Source organism: Bacillus sp. FSL R10-2780 (assembly GCF_038006125.1).
Classification (GTDB): Bacteria; Bacillota; Bacilli; order Bacillales; family Bacillaceae_G; genus Bacillus_A; species Bacillus_A cereus_U.
Window position 1 is genome coordinate 142,724 of sequence record NZ_JBBOUQ010000002.1, and the last position, 15,765, is coordinate 158,488.

The following is a 15,765-nucleotide window of genomic DNA, read 5'->3' on the forward strand; positions in this document are numbered from 1 at the left end:
TAAGATGTGTGCATGTAACGGAACAGGAGTAATCAGAAACGATATGGGAACGGAAATATATCAATTTGGGCCATGTATTTGCGAGGCAGGGAATATTACACCTGAAGAATCGGATAGAAGACGTCATGCCGTTATGGCCGAACTAAGAGAAATTCATCAATTACAACTGGAGGAGGAATGGGATGCCGAGACTTGGGACGGATTTGGAAAAGGAGAATTACACAATCGCAGCACAGCAAAGGAAGTACATGAAGAAATCGCGTCGTAACATGTATGTAGCGTTAGAAGATTTGGACTTGTTATTCAATGAGAGTGAAGTGATTCGATTCCAAGAAATGTGGGAAGAAGATAAAAGTTTCATTGAAATTGCAGTAGAGATGGGAAGACATCAATTAGAAATCGCAGCATTAATCATGGACCAGGCGGATAAGAGCAAGATAAAATCTCGCCCAATGGGGTTAGGGGCATGAAACAACTAACACTTGAGGATGTTGTGGGAAGTTTTGACTATGCAGCAAAAAGTACGTCGGAGAGGTTCTTGCAGCGTAATAGCGTTATGACGTACTCAATAGAGTTTTATGACAAAGATGAGAAGTGGAAGCTTCGTTGGTTTGAGGCGGGGTCCGAGGGCGAAGCGATAGGAATGGCTAAAAAGAAATACGGAAAGATACAAATTATTACCACTTATATTTCGGATAGAACCTTAGAAGAGATAATGCATTTGGATTAGGAGGCATAGTGCTATGACGTGTGATACAAAGTTACGCGTGGTTATTGGAACTGTGGATAGTGGTTTTAGATGAGAAGTTGGTGTGCTAGTTGATAACATTGAAGTACCTAAAGAGGGACTCGTATTGCTCAAGGCGTTATAGCGCCAGTGGAAACAGCTCATTTTGTTGAAGTGGACGAGTTATCGGATAGTGAAAGAGGCAATAACGGGTTTGGATCGACAGGAGTAAAGTAAGACCAATTTTGAATTTTATTCAGGATGGGAATTCAGTGCAACAAAAAGTAATGAATAAAAGAGAAAATCCCTGTGGGGACAGGGATTTTATAGGAGAGATATTATTGTCGTATGGTGTCGAAATTTGGCGTATTCGACGAATTAATATTATCACGAGTTTTCAAGTAATTGTGATGGTTGATGTGTCAAAACTGTGTACGACTTTCATATAAAAGCGTTATTTGTGCGACACGTTTCCTCATAAGTGTGCAAACACGAAATAGGAGGGTTATCAATTTGATAACAACAACTGATTGACTGAAAGTAGGAATGAAAGCCGTCAGGTTGAGCTGAAACTACTTATCTGATACTCCTACATGCAAGGCGTGATAGTAGTCACAAATTGTATGAAGCTAGGTGAAGTCGGCTGAACAAAACCTAAGTGAAAAATCATATGGTGATGGATAGGTCGGGATGCTACAAAATATCTATGGTGAGAATGTCCAGATGGACTGGCGAACTTGCGAATGTACGGGTCTAAACGCCTTAATACATTAGAAATGTGTATGTCGTCAATGACGACGTTATCTACCGAAAAGTAAGAGTAAATGATATGAAATTCGGAACATCTAACGATGAAGGTGTAAAGATAACAGGCTTAAAGCAAGCACCTAAGGATATATGTATAGCTAAGTCAATTGGAACGTGGTAAGCAAGAAACTGTCATCAACGCCTACTAGCAGACAGGTGCATATAAGGTTCTAACGAACCGAAATTGCTTCATTCTTGTGAAGGTGGGGACATAGTACCGAAGAAGCATGTAATAAATGTGGAGGGATAGTCCCTAGTCTTGTTCTTTGAAAACTAAATCAATTAGATGTAACTCACAGGATCGAGTAAGATGATGTGACCTTTCGTAAGAAAGGGGAATTAATACGTTGGTGAGTACAACATTGTTTGTAATCTAGTTGCTTTAGTATAGAAGAATAAGATGGGGCGCTGTATGCGATGAAAGTCGCACGTACAGTGTTAAGCGGGGGAAAAGATGGAGATAACTTCAAAGTCTTACCTATCGCAACTATATAAAATAATCCCCTGAAATCTAGGGGATGTAAGGAAACATCTATGAAAAATTATTTTATAAGGATTGGCATTCTTCTAGTTGTAAATCTTTTGAATTCTATAGGACAATATGCAAACGTTGCTATAGGTTCTGAAGTTTCGTTTGTAAAAAAAGTGTGGTTAATTACTTCACCAGAAGAAGAATAAAATGTAATTTTGGTTTTTGATATAGGAGGAAGCGTTATTACTAGTGGTTTACTTGTCATACTAATCAGCTCCTAAATTATTTGATTTTATAAGAACTTAAAATGTATTCAATAAATATGTATTAACTTATTTTATCATTTTAGCCAAGAAGACTCCTTCCTCAAGGAACGCGAAGTGAGTAGGTGGGAGAGGAATTGGCTTCGGACAAGGGATGGCAGGAAGCCATCTTAATTGTTCGACATACATAAACTGTTACTTCACTACCTATCGAATGTACGTTTGTTGTATAATAGAAACATACCGAAATGGAGGTGAAATGAATGATGATTAATAAAGCATATAAATTTCGTATCTATCCAAATAAAGCACAAGCAACCCTAATCAATAAAACGATTGGCTGTTCTCGTTTTGTATTCAATCATTTCCTATCTCTATGGGATAATGCATACAAAGAAACAGGGAAAGGTTTGACATATGGTACATGCTCTGCCAAACTCCCTGCCATGAAGCAAGAGTTTGTTTGGTTAAAAGAAGTGGATAGTATCGCGATTCAGTCGTCTGTTCGCAACCTTGCGGATGCTTATACACGCCTTTTCAAAAAACAAAACAATGCCCCGCGTTTCAAATCTAAGAAGAACAACGTACAATCTTATACCACAAAACAAACAAATGAAAACATTGCCGTTGTAGGAAACAAAATAAAATTGCCAAAACTAGGTCTTGTTCGATTTGCCAAAAGTCGTGAAGTAAAAGGACGTATTTTAAATGTTACAGTTAGACGGAACCCTTCTGGCAGATACTTTGTGTCATTGTTAGTTGAAACAGAAGTGCAAGAACTTCCGAAAACAAACTCTTACATTGGAATGGATGTGGGACTAAAAGATTTCGCCATTTTGTCAGATGGAACAACCTATAAAAATCCGAAGTTTTTTCGATCATTAGAAGAGAAGTTGGCAAAAGCACAACGTGTTCTTTCTAGAAGAATGAAAGGATCCTCTCGCTGGAATAAACAACGAGTAAAAGTAGCTAGAATTCATGAATACATGACGAATGCTAGAAAAGATTACTTGGACAAAATCTCGACTGAAATCATCAAAAACCACGATGTTATCGGTATAGAGGATTTGCAAGTATCAAATATGTTAAAGAATCATAAGTTAGCAAAAGCAATTAGTGAGGTATCATGGTCTCAGTTTCGAACTATGTTGGAATACAAAGCAAAATGGTACGGCAAACAAGTCATTGTTGTATCGAAAACATTTGCTTCAAGCCAATTATGTTCTTGTTGTGGATATCAAAACAAAGACGTTAAAAATCTAAACCTACGTAAATGGGACTGCCCTTCTTGCCTTACACACCATGATAGGGATATTAACGCAAGTATCAATCTAAAGAATGAAGCGATAAGGCTTCTAACCGCAAGGACTGTGGAGATAGCCTAATAAATTAGAGTTCGATAGAACTCTTTACTTAGGAATCCCCCTCTTCTAAACGAAGTGAAAGTGGGGGTAGTTCAAAAAGTTAGTACTTTGTGAATTGAGAAATTTAATAAAATAGTTATTTAGTAAGCATAAAAATAGGAGTGCCTGACTAGAGCACTCCATGACGCTAATAACAACACCTATAAGAATATATGAGTGCTTTGACTAAATATGTTTTTATTTTTGGATTTTAAACAAAATCCTTATTTGAATAGAGAAAAGAAAAAAGACAACAACCGGAGGGCTTGTTGTCTCAAAAAAAGTGGAATGGCACTAAAATATTAGTTGAAGACATAACAGGTTATTTAAAGTATATGAATTGCGTATAAAAATATACAGTAGAAATTAAGCAAAAGGAGCGCTTTCCAAAGCGCTCCTTAAGCAAAACTAAAATTAAAAAAGAATACCACATGATATTGTATGTATGCTTTTTAGGAATGTACGGATTTAATACAAAATCGTTATTTCATAGCAAATATAAAAGAGCACACCTATAAGCGTGCTCTTAGAAAGGTAAGAATCCTATGAATGGTGGATCTCTATACAATAACATATGCTTGTCTAGTTTAAATGTGAAAGATTTTTTACAAAAACGCTATTTGCGCGACACGTTTCCTTATAAGTGTGTAAACACGAAATAGGAGGGTTATCACTTTGATAACAATAACTGATTGACTGAAAGTAGGAATGAAAGCCGTCAGGTTGAGCTGAAACTACTTATCTGATACTCCTACATGCAAGGCGTGATAGTAGTCATAAATTGTATGAAGCTAGGTGAAGTCGGCTGAACAAAGCCTAAGTGAGAAATCATATGGTGATGGATAGGTCGGGATGCTACAAAATATCTATGGTGAGAATGTCCGACAAAGGACTGGCGAACTTGCGAATGTACGGGTCTAAACGTTTAATACATCAGAAATGTGTATGTCGTTAATGACGACGTTATCTCCCGAAAAGTAAGATTAAATAGTATGAAATTCGGAACATCTAACAATGAGGATGTAAAGGTAACAGGCTTACAGCAAGCACCTAAGGATATATGTATAGCTAGGTCAATCGGAACGTGGTAAGCAAGAAACTGTCAACAACGCCTACTAGCGGACAGATGCATATAAGGTTCTAACGAACCGAAATTGCTCCATTCTTGTGAAGGTGGGGACACAGTACCGACGAAGCATGTAACGAATGTGGAGGGATAGTCCCTAGTCTTGTTCTTTGAAAGCTAAATCAATTAGATGTAACTCACAGGATCGAGTAAGATGATGTGACCTTTCGTAAGAAAGGGGAATTAATACGTTGGTGAGTACAACATTGTTTGTAATCTAGTTGCTTTAGTATAGAAGAATAAGATGGGACGCTGTATGCGATGAAAGTCGCACGTACAGTGTTAAGCGGGGGAAAAGATGGAGATAACTTCAAAGTCTTACCTATCGCAACGATAACTTAGTTATGTAGAAGAAAAATAGTGCACAAAGTTTTTTGTGCACCACTATATCAAAAACTATGTCTTGTCAGGTTAGTATATGTTCATTTTACACAATGGTGAACATATTGAAGTGGAACTTAAATTTAAAAAGAACACTTAAATAAGTGCTCTTAGGACCAAAACTCTTAATGTAAAAGAATACGTGATATCGTATGTGGTTTCTTTAATAATGTGAGTCATTTGAATAAAGAGGAGTCGTACAGTAAAAAAAGAGCACTATACACCAGTGCCCTTCAATAAGGAGGTAACTCTATGAGCTAAACATCTTTCGATATTAAGGTATGTTTAAGGGGTAAGAAATAAAACCAAAAGTGTAGTGGAATAAAAAAGGACAAGAAGTTTCACTTGTTCATGGGCTAGGGAGTAGAATGCCTTTTTAGCTGGTATGTAAGCATTATATGCGATGGAAATCAGAACATACAAAAAAGAGCAGCTAGCAAAAGCTAACTGCTTAGCCCCATGGAAGAGAGAGGGGCTCTTTATTAGGTCTAAGGCTGAAATAAGGGTTTTAGATGTTAAGACCTAAATATAGTATGGATTTCACTTCAGAAATTATGCATATAAATTACGTTCCTACAAAAATGGTTAAAAAACAAAGCAGCTAGCTCAATTAGCTAACTACTTGTTGTACAAAAGAAATTAGGCCCTACAAGTAATGATATGTAACTTGAAGTTACAGCTATAGTATAAACGTAATTGGAAATATTATGCGGAAACGAAAGGAAACTTAATAAAAATTTCATTTTGTATAAAAAACTAAAAAGAGCACTATCAATTAGTGCCCTTTGTAAAAATAGCGTAAGTGGCCAGCTCACGTTATAAAGAATGGAAGTTTCACTTTATTATGGACAAGGTGAAGTTGTAGTCGTTTCTCCAAAGAAAGGAAATCCATTTACCGTACCAGACGCTATAAGAGTTATATTTCCAGGCCCAGTAGCAGTAACATTCGTACTAAAAAATCCGCCTTCTTCTGTAAACACCGTAGTTGGAGAAACAGTCGCTGCACCTTGTATTGTGAACGTAACTGGTATTCCTGCAAATCCTATGCCATTTACTAACAAACGACCGGGTGCTACAACAGGAACGTTACAATCTTCACTTGTAAACGCTAGTCCAATAGCCACTTCTGTACCAGTGACTGGCAATCTCCTAACGCAGACTTTGACAATCTCCTTTTCTTTGAATTTAAAAGCAACTCGTAATCCGTCTATAAATCCAAAATTTTGTTCTTGAGCAGAAACTTGTCCAAGAATTGCTACACCTGTGACCTCGAAAAGGTCCCCTTCATTTGCATCTTCACGGTCAATGACACATTGAAAAGGGATATCATCAAAAATTTGAAAACCCGGCACTAGAGTGCCATTTTCTAAAACAGCAGTGTAAGTTAACGTTTTACGAACTACTCCGCAAATTACAACTTTTTCTGGGATTACATTTTCAATATCCGCTTCAACAGTTTGTGTAAAGGTAACGGTACCTGCAAGTGCTGGAGGGACAAGCTGCGTTGTACGCTCAACAACAACTTGGCAACAAGTTGTTGGATTAATAAGTGGGCAAACCATTCATTATTCCTCCTTAGTTCAATAAATAATATTCTCTCATTACATTTCGAAGTCAAATAGAATGCTATTGCTTCTACTATAGAGTATGAAGTAGATACAGAGCGTGCATAGGTGAATATATTGGACAAGATTCCTATTTTTCAGCAAATAAATAAGTTATTTCATCTTAGAGAGATCCGGAACTGCAAATTTAGTCTCTAAAATGACCTGATTTTATATTTATGATGAAAGGATATTGATTTACTTAGTAATCGTTTTTATGGAAACTTTTATAACATCCTTCTCTATAAAATTGAAAGCAAGGGTTTGTCTATATGATAGAAAACCATTTGAACTTCCAAAGTTAGCTTCACGTGCAAAAACTTCACCGAGTATTTTTTTCTCGACGATGCTAAATTGATGATTTTCTTTAATGTCCGTTGATTCTATAAGACACTGGAAGGGAACATCATCTTGAATACTATGATTTGGAATCTCTCTGTTATGAGTTACTGCTGTATAAGTAACAGTTTTTCGGATATATCCAATAATGACGACTACTTCTGAACACACCTTTTCAATCGTAGTGAATATCTGTTTATCAACTTTTACGGTTCCTTTTTTTGCGGGAGGCACTAACTGGATTTTATGCTCTACAATTTGTCTACAGCACAATGTTTGGGATTTAGGAGACTTTAATGATTGTTTTGTTTTTTGAGTTTTTGGGGATCGCGATGATTTTATTGGTTTTTGAACTTTCGGAAATACCGATGAATCGATATGTGGGAAATAAGGTGCGCTTATATTAATGAAATCTTTCTTATGATGTGAATTCATATACGGTTCCTCACTTTTTGATAACATATAGTGTAGAATATGTTTTCTACACTATATATGCTTGTTTTTGACAAGGGATTAAAAAAAATGAGCTGTTGTCATATATCGATATGATTCTTTGGCAATAAAAAAATTTTCGCTTCTGATTTACATTCATAAAAAGCATATTACTCCTTCTCATTCATATAAGAGATAACGTACTTTCAACTTTAAAAAAGGTCTATGAAATGCAGGGCGAACATTTAGACAAAATGATCGTTTGAATAGAAAAATAGATAGATTGTGTAAAAATGGTATAATAAATAAAAATTAAATATTTAGTCCTACTGGAAGAACCAGCGGACATCAAACCATAAAGAGCATAAGTGATAGTGCTCTATGGTTTGGTGTCCGCTTTTTGTTTTTTTATTAATAAAATAGATAAGGAGTGTTTTTATATATGACGCAATTAACTTTCTTACCTAAAATTGATCGTAAAGCAACGCAAGTTCGTTTAGAAGAGATTCTTGAAAATGTTCGTATTTATAGACAATTTGGGATGATTAGAAATGAGATGAAGGTCACTGCTTCTTGCGAGGTAAGATATCATGGCCCAACAAACATGGTAGGCAAGCCAGCTGAAGATGTTGCTCTAGCAAATGTTGTAATGAGTGACAGAGAAGTGAAATTACAGCGCTTGTCCCTTCAAATTGATAAGGCATTAAGTCGCTTTAGCAAGAATCAAAGAGACATCATTGTAAAGCGATATTTAGAAGATGAAGAAGTCTTTGATTACATGGTTTATAACGAGATTGGTATGAGTGAACGTACATACAGACGTAATAAATCTAATGCTTTTTATAAACTAGCTTTTGCTCTTAGATTAGAAGTATATGAGACAGAAGAGCATAACGGAGGTAATGACTGATGAATTTTGTTCAGCCAATACGTGACCCAGAGAAAATACAACAGATTAAAGAATATCTGAGGGAAAACAATGAGCGTAATTATATTTTGTTTGTGATGGGAATTAATACAGGGTTGCGTATAAGTGATATCTTAAAGCTTAAAATAGGTGATTTAAAGGGTAGCCATATTTCAATGAGAGAAAAGAAAACGGGTAAACAGAAACGTATTCAATTGACACCAGCATTAAAAAGAGAATTACGTTGGTACATTGAAGAAAGAGAAGATAATGAGTATTTAATTAAGAGTCGAGAAGGAAAGAATAAACCGATTGGACGCAGCATGGCATATAAGATACTTAGAAGTACAGCAGCAGAGTTTGGATTAGATGAGATAGGTACACATACATTACGTAAGACATTTGGATATCATATGTACATGCAAACAAAGAATATAGCCTTGTTAATGGAGATATTCAATCATTCATCCGAAAGAGTTACATTAAGATACATAGGTGTGAACCAAGATGCAATGGATAAGGCTATGACTCGATTTAAAATATAGCAACGTCCTTTTTATTTTTTACTTTTTATAATTACCCATTTTTTATGTGTTGTGTAACCCAAAAGGGAAAGTGTTATGAAGCTATGAATATCAAGAGCTCTAGCAAAAGGGTCAGTTACACAAAATATAAGATATGGATAATTGAGTTGCATAAAATTCTTCAATGTATCATAACAGTTGTATATAGTGGATAAGAATGGTGTGTGAAGAGTTATTAGAAGCATTAATTCATTATCAAAATCGTGAAGGTAGAAACCCAGACATATTAAGATTAAATCCAGATTATTATCAGATAATCTTGCAGCAGTTAGCTTATCCGAAGTGGCTGATTTAGAAGAAGGAAACGATGGAAAACCAAACGTTATTAGACATTCAAGTAGAACTGACAAATCAAGTGGTAAAGTTTGAAATGAGGAAAGAAAAAAAGTTGGCAGAGTCGTGACCGCTTTTTGGCAGTAAATGTACCGGTGGTTTTGGAATTAACGTGTTATATTTGTATTATGAGAAGTGGTAGAAAATAAACCTCACAATGTTGTTGCGTGATTTTCTAAATGGTCCGATCATATGGTAACACAGATTCGAAACCCATTTTCGATGGTGCATGATTGAATATACCGGTTGAGAGAGGAGGGCATCTGTTTAAGATGGTCTCTTTTTTATGTATGGAGTATGATATGTTTTTTTGGACACCACTTCTAAGAATAAAACATACTGTATAGTAAGAGTTGTAATTTGTTCACTCCTGTTTTAGAGGAAGAATAACTAAAGAATAAGAGGGCCCATACGGATGTGTAGGCCCTCTTATTATGTTGCTACAGTCGTAGAAGATGTCGGTGCGAATTGTACAATTTCTAAAATGACTGGTGTGCCTGTTAAGATTGTCCCTGCTCCGGCCGGAACGGTAACAATTAATGATCCCACACCTGTCGCACCTGGTGTATATGCTGAAATACCTTCCATTTGTAATACGCCGTTTACATACACATTGAAATAACTATTATTTGCTGCCAAAGTAGGTAGGGTAGTGACAGCAGATCCGTCGTCTTGAAAGAAGCTTGCAGCGTCAATTGTTAAGCTATTTCCAGCAGTAGTGGGAGCTGTGGTGACATAAAAGAAACGGGAATCATCAGGATTAGTCGTTGTCGTCGTTGAACCTGCGATAGCGATTTTCATCAGTTGTAATGCCATAAATTAACCTCCTGTTCTTGGAATAATTTGTCCACACCATAGTATATGCAGAAGGATTAGCTGTGTTCATCTCAAAAAAGTTTGATGAATTGTAAGGTAATGGGAGTATGTGCAAGGGGGGGGGTTTCTGACAATAAAGTTAATTTCCCACTTTCCACTTGATACGTATTTAATGGTTGAATGACTCCGTTAATAAATAAATTGAAATAAGATACTTCAACAGGAGAAAGGATAGAGGAGCTATTATATTCACTCAAGCCATCAGAATTGGTATAAATAAACTGATCTTGTTTGGCAATTGCATGATACATGATATTTTCGACGGATTTATGTGTGGGTAAAAGTATAGAGAGAGGCCGTTTTGGACTACAGTCAGGGTATCTGTTTTTATAATTCATAAGAAACTCCTTTCACTCCAGATAACATATTGTATGATAGGTTTTCAAAGACATGTATAGTGTATTTATCTAAATGGATGATAATTTTCTAAAGTTGTATGATGTAGTGTCTGATAAGGAGATAGTCACTGAAGTACTTTATAAGAGGGAGTTTGGGGCAGAGACGAAGATTGCAAAATCAGTAAAAGAGAAACATTAGTGTGTTAGGTAAAACAATTGATGTATTCTTGAAAAGTAAGGAGTGAGATAGATGCAATTAACTAAGCTTGAGAAAGCAATTGCTATTGGTACAATCCTTTCCGCTGTTACTGAAGAAGAACTTAAAGAGTATGTTGCTTTAGAAAAGTTACAGTTACTTGTTAAAGAGATTGATGTATTAGCTGGAAACACAACACCAAATGTAAAGAAAGAAGCTGATATAAGTTTAATCAATAAACTAATCGATTCATTCTTAGAAGAAAGCAAATTGGTCGAGAGCAATGAAACAATACAAAACTAAACAACAGAAGCGTAAGTTCTATGATAGCGGTGAATGGAAAAGACTTCGCGAACAAGTAAAGAAGCGTGATAACTATGAATGCCAAGAGTGTAAGCGTAACGGTCATGTTCAAACTGATACCAATGAGTACAGCGAGAGTGCCAAGCGTAAGAAGATTCAGTTAGTTGTTCATCATATAAAAGAACTCGAATATCATCCAGAACTTGCATTAGAAATAGACAATCTCGAAACAGTATGTGTGGATTGCCACAATAAAGAACACGGTAGAACATTCAAAAAGAAACATAATAAATGGGAACACGATGAAAAGCGGTGAAAATGAATCGATGATAATAATCCCCCCCCTTAAAATATTTCATCAAAAAATGCTCTAAGGGGCACCGGAGGAGGGGTTTAACTGTCAGGTTTTTTTCGAAATTACGCACGTAAGGGGGGAGTGGGTAGATGGCTGTTAGTATTGTGAGGTTAAAAGAACAGCTCATGAATAGTATTGATATTACAGATTTAGTCGAAGGTGAAAAAGTAGAAAGATACATTGATCTGGTCAAAGCATTTAGAAAAATAAATAAAACCATTAATAAAGAAGGTGAATCTGTAACAGTAAAAAATGGTTCTCAAGTTTTTGTTAAAGCCCACCCTCTTATAAGTGAGAGGAACAAAATTAACAGTTCTTTAATTGCTTTAGGAAGAGATATAAAATTCGTTCCTAAAGTTGGTGCTTCTAATACGGGATACAGTCCAAGTGATTTGGTTCTGGTGCAAAAAGATGATAAATAAAAAAGAATCAAGGATTCCTAACGGAATCACCTGTTAAGCAGTTAATCCAAACAGCTGGTTGATAAAAATATTCTGATTTTTGACAGACTGGTTCTGCAAATCAATTTGTTCTTTTTGACCATATGCATGGCTTCAACACCACTCAATATAGAGGCTGATGTTTTGTATGATTTAAATCCCAACATAGAGCGTATACGTTTTTTAATAAAACGATGATCTTGTTCTACTATGTTATTTAAATATTTTATCCTTCGGATTTTGGTGCCTATTGGTATCCTTTTTTCTTTCTTCAACTATTCGATAGCAATTGGATAAGCAGGGTTCTTATCAACCGTGATGATACGAGGTTTTGAGACATGAAAAGACCGCAAGGCTTTCTTGAAGAATCGCTTTGCAGCCTTATGATTTCTAGATTTACTCAAATAAAAGTCAATCGTATTTCCTTCAGAATCAACGGCACGATATAAGTACAGCCAATGTCCTTTTACTTTTATATATGTTTCGTCCACTCTCCATGAGTTATTCGTTTATCAAACTCCGGCCCATATTAATGTACCCATCGTATAATCGTTGTATGAGCCAGGAATAACCCTCGTTCCTCCATCATTTCCACCAAGTCACGAAAGCTTAAGTTGTACCGTAGGTACCAACATACAGTTAACAAGATGATGTCCGGTTGGTAATGTTTCCACTTAAATAAATTCACCTTTTCCATACTGATTGTTCTCTTGACTTAGAGTATACTCTAACCATTATAATCAACTCATACTTCGTTCACAAAAAATCAATTGGATAAAATTCAGGAGGGATTTATATGAAATATACAGTTATTACGGGGGCCAGTTCAGGAATTGGGTATGAAACGGCTCTTGCTTTTGCGGCTCGCGGAAAAAACTTAATCATAGCAGCTCGTAGAGCGGAGGAATTGGAAAAGCTAAAATCAAAAGTGGCTGACATTAATGCAGGCCTGGATGTTGTCATTCGAACTGTTGACTTATCTGTTACTGCAAATGTTTATGAATTCTACGAAAGTCTTCAGGATTATCAGATTGAGACTTGGATCAACAATGCTGGTTTTGGAAACTTTGCTACTGTTGGGGAACAAAATTTAAATAAAATTGAGAAAATGCTTCACTTGAATATTGAAGCCTTAACTGTTCTATCTTCTCTTTATGTACGTGACTATGGAAATGTTGATGGAACACAAATCATCAATATTTCTTCAGGAGGAGGATACCTGATTGTTGCCGATGCTGTGACCTACTGTGCGACAAAGTTCTATGTAAGTGCCTTTACAGAAGGGCTAGCACAAGAATTGAAAGGAAAAGGAGCAGCCATGCAAGCAAAAGTCTTGGCTCCTGCTGCAACAGAGACCGAATTTGCGAAACGCTCCTACGATGTTGATAATTTTGAATATAATGGTATTGTTCCTAAGTTCCATACAGCTGAACAAATGGCCGGTTTCTTACTGGATTTATATGACAGTGAGAAGGTGGTAGGAATTGTGAATGGAGAAACGTATGACTTCGAATTAAAAGATCCGATTTATTCGTATGTGACGCGTACAAGAAACTAGTCTTTTAAAATCCAGACATAACCAAAGCCGATAATTCCTAAGCGTAAATTTTCGTTAAAATGTGGATCATAGATTAATGAGTAAGCTAATTTATACTTCTGTAAATACTATTGTACGACATGGTGATACCCATTCAGAAGTTTTAGATAAAGATAATGTAGAAATTGTTTTTCATATGCTGTGGAAAAGTATTATGAATGTGTAAGAATTGATACTCTTTTATAAAGGGGATATATGGAAAAATGCGATTTAGATAGTGAAGGAGATTTAAAATCATGGATAAATTTCAAGCAAATAAAGCGTTTAGTGAGGCATTAGTAAAATCGTTAAGAGGAGAACGAGGACATCTTCTCATCAAGAATGCTTTGTCGGATATAGACTTGGCGCTTGCGGGAAAGCGCAGAGAGGAACTGCCTTATTCTATTTATCAATTAGTGAAACACATGACCTACTGGCAAGATTTTCTCTTATTATCCGCTCAGGGCAAGAAGCCTGCATTGCCTGCCCATGTGAGTGAGAGCTGGCCAGAAGAAGAATGTCCTGGCAGTGAGGAAAAGTGGAAACAGACTATTCAGTATTTTATTCAGGGGATTGATCAGGCATGCACGCTTGCCCAAAATATTCAATTGGACATACCATTGGAGAGCTGGCCTGGTGAAACCCCAGGTGGTGTGCTACGCAATATTGCATCACACAACTCCTACCATTTAGGAGAAATTGTACTGATTCGCAGATTATTTAGTGCTTGGCCACCGCCAACAGGCGGATATCCGGTCTAAACAAGGTTATGGATTGAACCCTTTCTTCTAAATTGATTCAATAGGTGACTACCCAGTTCCATTGTCCCCCTCTTTAGGTGGTAGTGATGCTCTAAGTTGCCAAATAGATTTGTTAGAATATATACAGTAACTGACGAATTTTATACTACAAATGTGAGAGAGACGTTTATCTATTTTAAAAATGGATTTGCAAGTGTAGTGGATAATCTGGATAATGATGAGAAATTTGATATATATATATATCAAATTTCTCATCATTATTAGTAGGAGCTGTAGGTTTAAAAACGCTTCTTCATGTTGGGCTAGCTCATATAGCTAACCACAAATATGTTAAATTAAGATTGAATTATTTTAAAATTAGTATTTTACAGATTACTAAAAATAGTATAATGAATATAATTACATTTTTGAAAGAAGGTATTCCCTTGAAGAAGATTCACGTTATTCATGAAAACACAGAATGGACAAGACATCTAACGAAAAGATTAGAAGAACTCGATCTTCCTTATGAAGAATGGCATTTGGACAAAGGAAATGTTGATCTTTCGTCTGTTCCGCCGCAGGGCGTATTTTATAACCGTATGAGCGCTTCTTCTCACACAAGAAATCATCGCTTTGCACCAGAGTTTACGGGTGCTGTACTTGCTTGGTTAGAGAGGCATAATCAAAAATTGTTCAACGGAAGCAGAGCATTGCAGCTTGAAGTAAGTAAAGTTGCGCAATATATGGCACTGAATGCAGAAGGAATCCGGACACCTAAGACAATTGCAGCTGTTGGTAAGGATCATATAATAGAAGCGGCAACGCAATTTGAAGGACGCCTGTTCATTACGAAGCATAACCGTGCTGGAAAAGGACTAGGTGTTCAACTGTTTCAGTCCGTTGCTTCTTTACAAGAATACGTAGAAAGTGCAGCATTTGAAGAGCCAGTAGATGGTATTACATTAATTCAAGAATATATTCAATCTCCTGAGCCTTACATTACACGTTGTGAGTTTGTAGGCGGAAAATTTGTATATGCAGTTCAAGTCGATACGTCCAAAGGCTTTGAATTGTGCCCAGCTGATGCTTGTCAAATTGGAGATTTGTTCTGCCCTGTTGGAGAGAAAGCCCCGGAAAAACCGAAGTTTCAAATTATTGAGGGCTTTGATGACCCAATTATTCAAAAATATGAGGCTGTTTTGGCTGCAAATGATATCGCCATCGCGGGCATTGAGTTTATTCGAAATGCCGATGGTGAAATTTTTACTTATGACATTAATACAAACACAAACTACAATGCTGACGCTGAAGCAGTTGTTGGAAAATACGGTATGCTAGAGATTGCGAAGTTTCTTGGTAGTGAATTAGAGAAAATATAATAGATTGGGAGAAAGCTGCTGATGAAGCAGCTTTTTTTGTAAGTTCAATTTGAGCGCAAATTGTTAATTTTGTATTTAAAACTAAATATAGGAAGCACCATACATGCCCATCAACTTAAGATATGGATATGAAATAAAATCACGATGTTTATAAGAAAGATGCGATGCTATATCTTTTCAA

18 protein-coding genes and 2 pseudogenes are annotated in these 15,765 nt (G+C 36.2%); 14 read left to right on the forward strand and 6 right to left on the reverse strand.

Features of this window, described 5'->3' with window-relative positions; genetic code table 11:
- Positions 1-4 precede the first annotated feature (4 nt).
- From NSQ47_RS25790 to NSQ47_RS25805, 4 genes and pseudogenes are all read left to right on the forward strand, one after another.
- Positions 5-268, forward strand: a complete 264-nt coding sequence (locus NSQ47_RS25790; RefSeq protein ID WP_078175166.1) for a hypothetical protein — start codon at positions 5-7, stop codon at positions 266-268.
- Positions 183-470, forward strand: a complete 288-nt coding sequence (locus tag NSQ47_RS25795; RefSeq protein WP_341038488.1) for a helix-turn-helix domain-containing protein — start codon at positions 183-185, stop codon at positions 468-470. Before NSQ47_RS25790 ends, NSQ47_RS25795 begins: the two co-directional genes overlap by 86 nt.
- Complete coding sequence (locus NSQ47_RS25800; RefSeq protein ID WP_341038490.1) at positions 467-730, forward strand: hypothetical protein; 264 nt, start codon at positions 467-469, stop codon at positions 728-730. Before NSQ47_RS25795 ends, NSQ47_RS25800 begins: the two co-directional genes overlap by 4 nt.
- Positions 726-964, forward strand: a pseudogene (locus NSQ47_RS25805) (dUTP diphosphatase); the annotation flags it as partial. The gene NSQ47_RS25800 and the pseudogene NSQ47_RS25805, both read left to right, overlap by 5 nt.
- Positions 965-2,076: 1,112 nt before the next feature.
- On the opposite strand, the gene NSQ47_RS25810 reads toward NSQ47_RS25805, so the two are convergent.
- Entirely contained in the window at positions 2,077-2,271 is a 195-nt protein-coding gene (locus NSQ47_RS25810; RefSeq protein ID WP_341038492.1) for a hypothetical protein, read from the reverse strand.
- Between the two features lie 261 nt (positions 2,272-2,532).
- On the opposite strand from NSQ47_RS25810, the gene tnpB reads away from it, so the two are divergent.
- Positions 2,533-3,654, forward strand: coding sequence for an IS200/IS605 family element RNA-guided endonuclease TnpB (gene tnpB / locus NSQ47_RS25815; RefSeq protein ID WP_341038494.1), 1,122 nt, complete (start codon positions 2,533-2,535; stop codon positions 3,652-3,654).
- 2,367 nt (positions 3,655-6,021) lie between these two features.
- On the opposite strand, the gene NSQ47_RS25820 is transcribed toward tnpB, so the two are convergent.
- Together NSQ47_RS25820 and NSQ47_RS25825 are read right to left on the reverse strand one after the other, a co-directional pair.
- Complete coding sequence (locus NSQ47_RS25820) at positions 6,022-6,741, reverse strand: hypothetical protein (protein WP_341038497.1); 720 nt, start codon at positions 6,739-6,741, stop codon at positions 6,022-6,024.
- A gap of 240 nt (positions 6,742-6,981) precedes the next feature.
- Complete coding sequence (locus NSQ47_RS25825) at positions 6,982-7,557, reverse strand: hypothetical protein (protein WP_341038498.1); 576 nt, start codon at positions 7,555-7,557, stop codon at positions 6,982-6,984.
- Between the two features lie 439 nt (positions 7,558-7,996).
- Here NSQ47_RS25825 and NSQ47_RS25830 point away from each other — a divergent pair, with 439 nt between their 5' ends.
- The 3 genes from NSQ47_RS25830 (at position 7,997) to NSQ47_RS25840 (ending at position 9,340) form a co-directional block, all read left to right on the forward strand.
- Positions 7,997-8,464, forward strand: a complete 468-nt coding sequence (locus NSQ47_RS25830; protein ID WP_341038500.1) for an ArpU family phage packaging/lysis transcriptional regulator — start codon at positions 7,997-7,999, stop codon at positions 8,462-8,464.
- Entirely contained in the window at positions 8,464-9,006 is a 543-nt protein-coding gene (locus NSQ47_RS25835; protein ID WP_341038501.1) for a site-specific integrase, read from the forward strand. The genes NSQ47_RS25830 and NSQ47_RS25835 overlap by 1 nt, the downstream gene beginning before the upstream one ends.
- A gap of 196 nt (positions 9,007-9,202) precedes the next feature.
- Complete coding sequence (locus tag NSQ47_RS25840; RefSeq protein WP_341038502.1) at positions 9,203-9,340, forward strand: hypothetical protein; 138 nt, start codon at positions 9,203-9,205, stop codon at positions 9,338-9,340.
- A 470-nt stretch (positions 9,341-9,810) separates the two neighbouring features.
- Here the strand turns inward: NSQ47_RS25840 and NSQ47_RS25845 are convergent, their stop codons facing one another.
- Positions 9,811-10,194 (reverse strand): DUF4183 domain-containing protein, encoded by a 384-nt coding sequence (locus NSQ47_RS25845; protein WP_071745298.1) that lies wholly within the window; start codon positions 10,192-10,194, stop codon positions 9,811-9,813.
- Between the two features lie 71 nt (positions 10,195-10,265).
- Complete coding sequence (locus NSQ47_RS25850; RefSeq protein WP_341038504.1) at positions 10,266-10,592, reverse strand: DUF4183 domain-containing protein; 327 nt, start codon at positions 10,590-10,592, stop codon at positions 10,266-10,268.
- A gap of 250 nt (positions 10,593-10,842) precedes the next feature.
- Here NSQ47_RS25850 and NSQ47_RS25855 point away from each other — a divergent pair, with 250 nt between their 5' ends.
- From NSQ47_RS25855 to NSQ47_RS25865, 3 genes are all read left to right on the forward strand, one after another.
- A complete protein-coding gene (locus tag NSQ47_RS25855) occupies positions 10,843-11,091 on the forward strand; it encodes a hypothetical protein (RefSeq protein WP_098889771.1) in 249 nt (82 codons plus the stop codon).
- Positions 11,072-11,407 (forward strand): HNH endonuclease, encoded by a 336-nt coding sequence (locus NSQ47_RS25860; protein ID WP_341038509.1) that lies wholly within the window; start codon positions 11,072-11,074, stop codon positions 11,405-11,407. The genes NSQ47_RS25855 and NSQ47_RS25860 overlap by 20 nt, the downstream gene beginning before the upstream one ends.
- A gap of 128 nt (positions 11,408-11,535) precedes the next feature.
- Positions 11,536-11,868: a P27 family phage terminase small subunit gene (locus NSQ47_RS25865; protein WP_341038510.1), complete on the forward strand. Its 333-nt coding sequence runs from the start codon at positions 11,536-11,538 to the stop codon at positions 11,866-11,868.
- A gap of 33 nt (positions 11,869-11,901) precedes the next feature.
- Here the strand turns inward: NSQ47_RS25865 and NSQ47_RS25870 are convergent.
- Positions 11,902-12,583 (reverse strand): annotated as a pseudogene (locus tag NSQ47_RS25870) (IS6 family transposase).
- A 99-nt stretch (positions 12,584-12,682) separates the two neighbouring features.
- Here NSQ47_RS25870 and NSQ47_RS25875 point away from each other — a divergent pair.
- From NSQ47_RS25875 to NSQ47_RS25885, 3 genes are all read left to right on the forward strand, one after another.
- Positions 12,683-13,444, forward strand: a complete 762-nt coding sequence (locus NSQ47_RS25875; RefSeq protein ID WP_341038512.1) for an SDR family NAD(P)-dependent oxidoreductase — start codon at positions 12,683-12,685, stop codon at positions 13,442-13,444.
- Between the two features lie 275 nt (positions 13,445-13,719).
- Positions 13,720-14,223 (forward strand): DinB family protein, encoded by a 504-nt coding sequence (locus tag NSQ47_RS25880; protein WP_341038514.1) that lies wholly within the window; start codon positions 13,720-13,722, stop codon positions 14,221-14,223.
- Between the two features lie 425 nt (positions 14,224-14,648).
- Entirely contained in the window at positions 14,649-15,584 is a 936-nt protein-coding gene (locus NSQ47_RS25885; protein ID WP_341038515.1) for an ATP-grasp domain-containing protein, read from the forward strand.
- Positions 15,585-15,765: the final 181 nt, after the last annotated feature.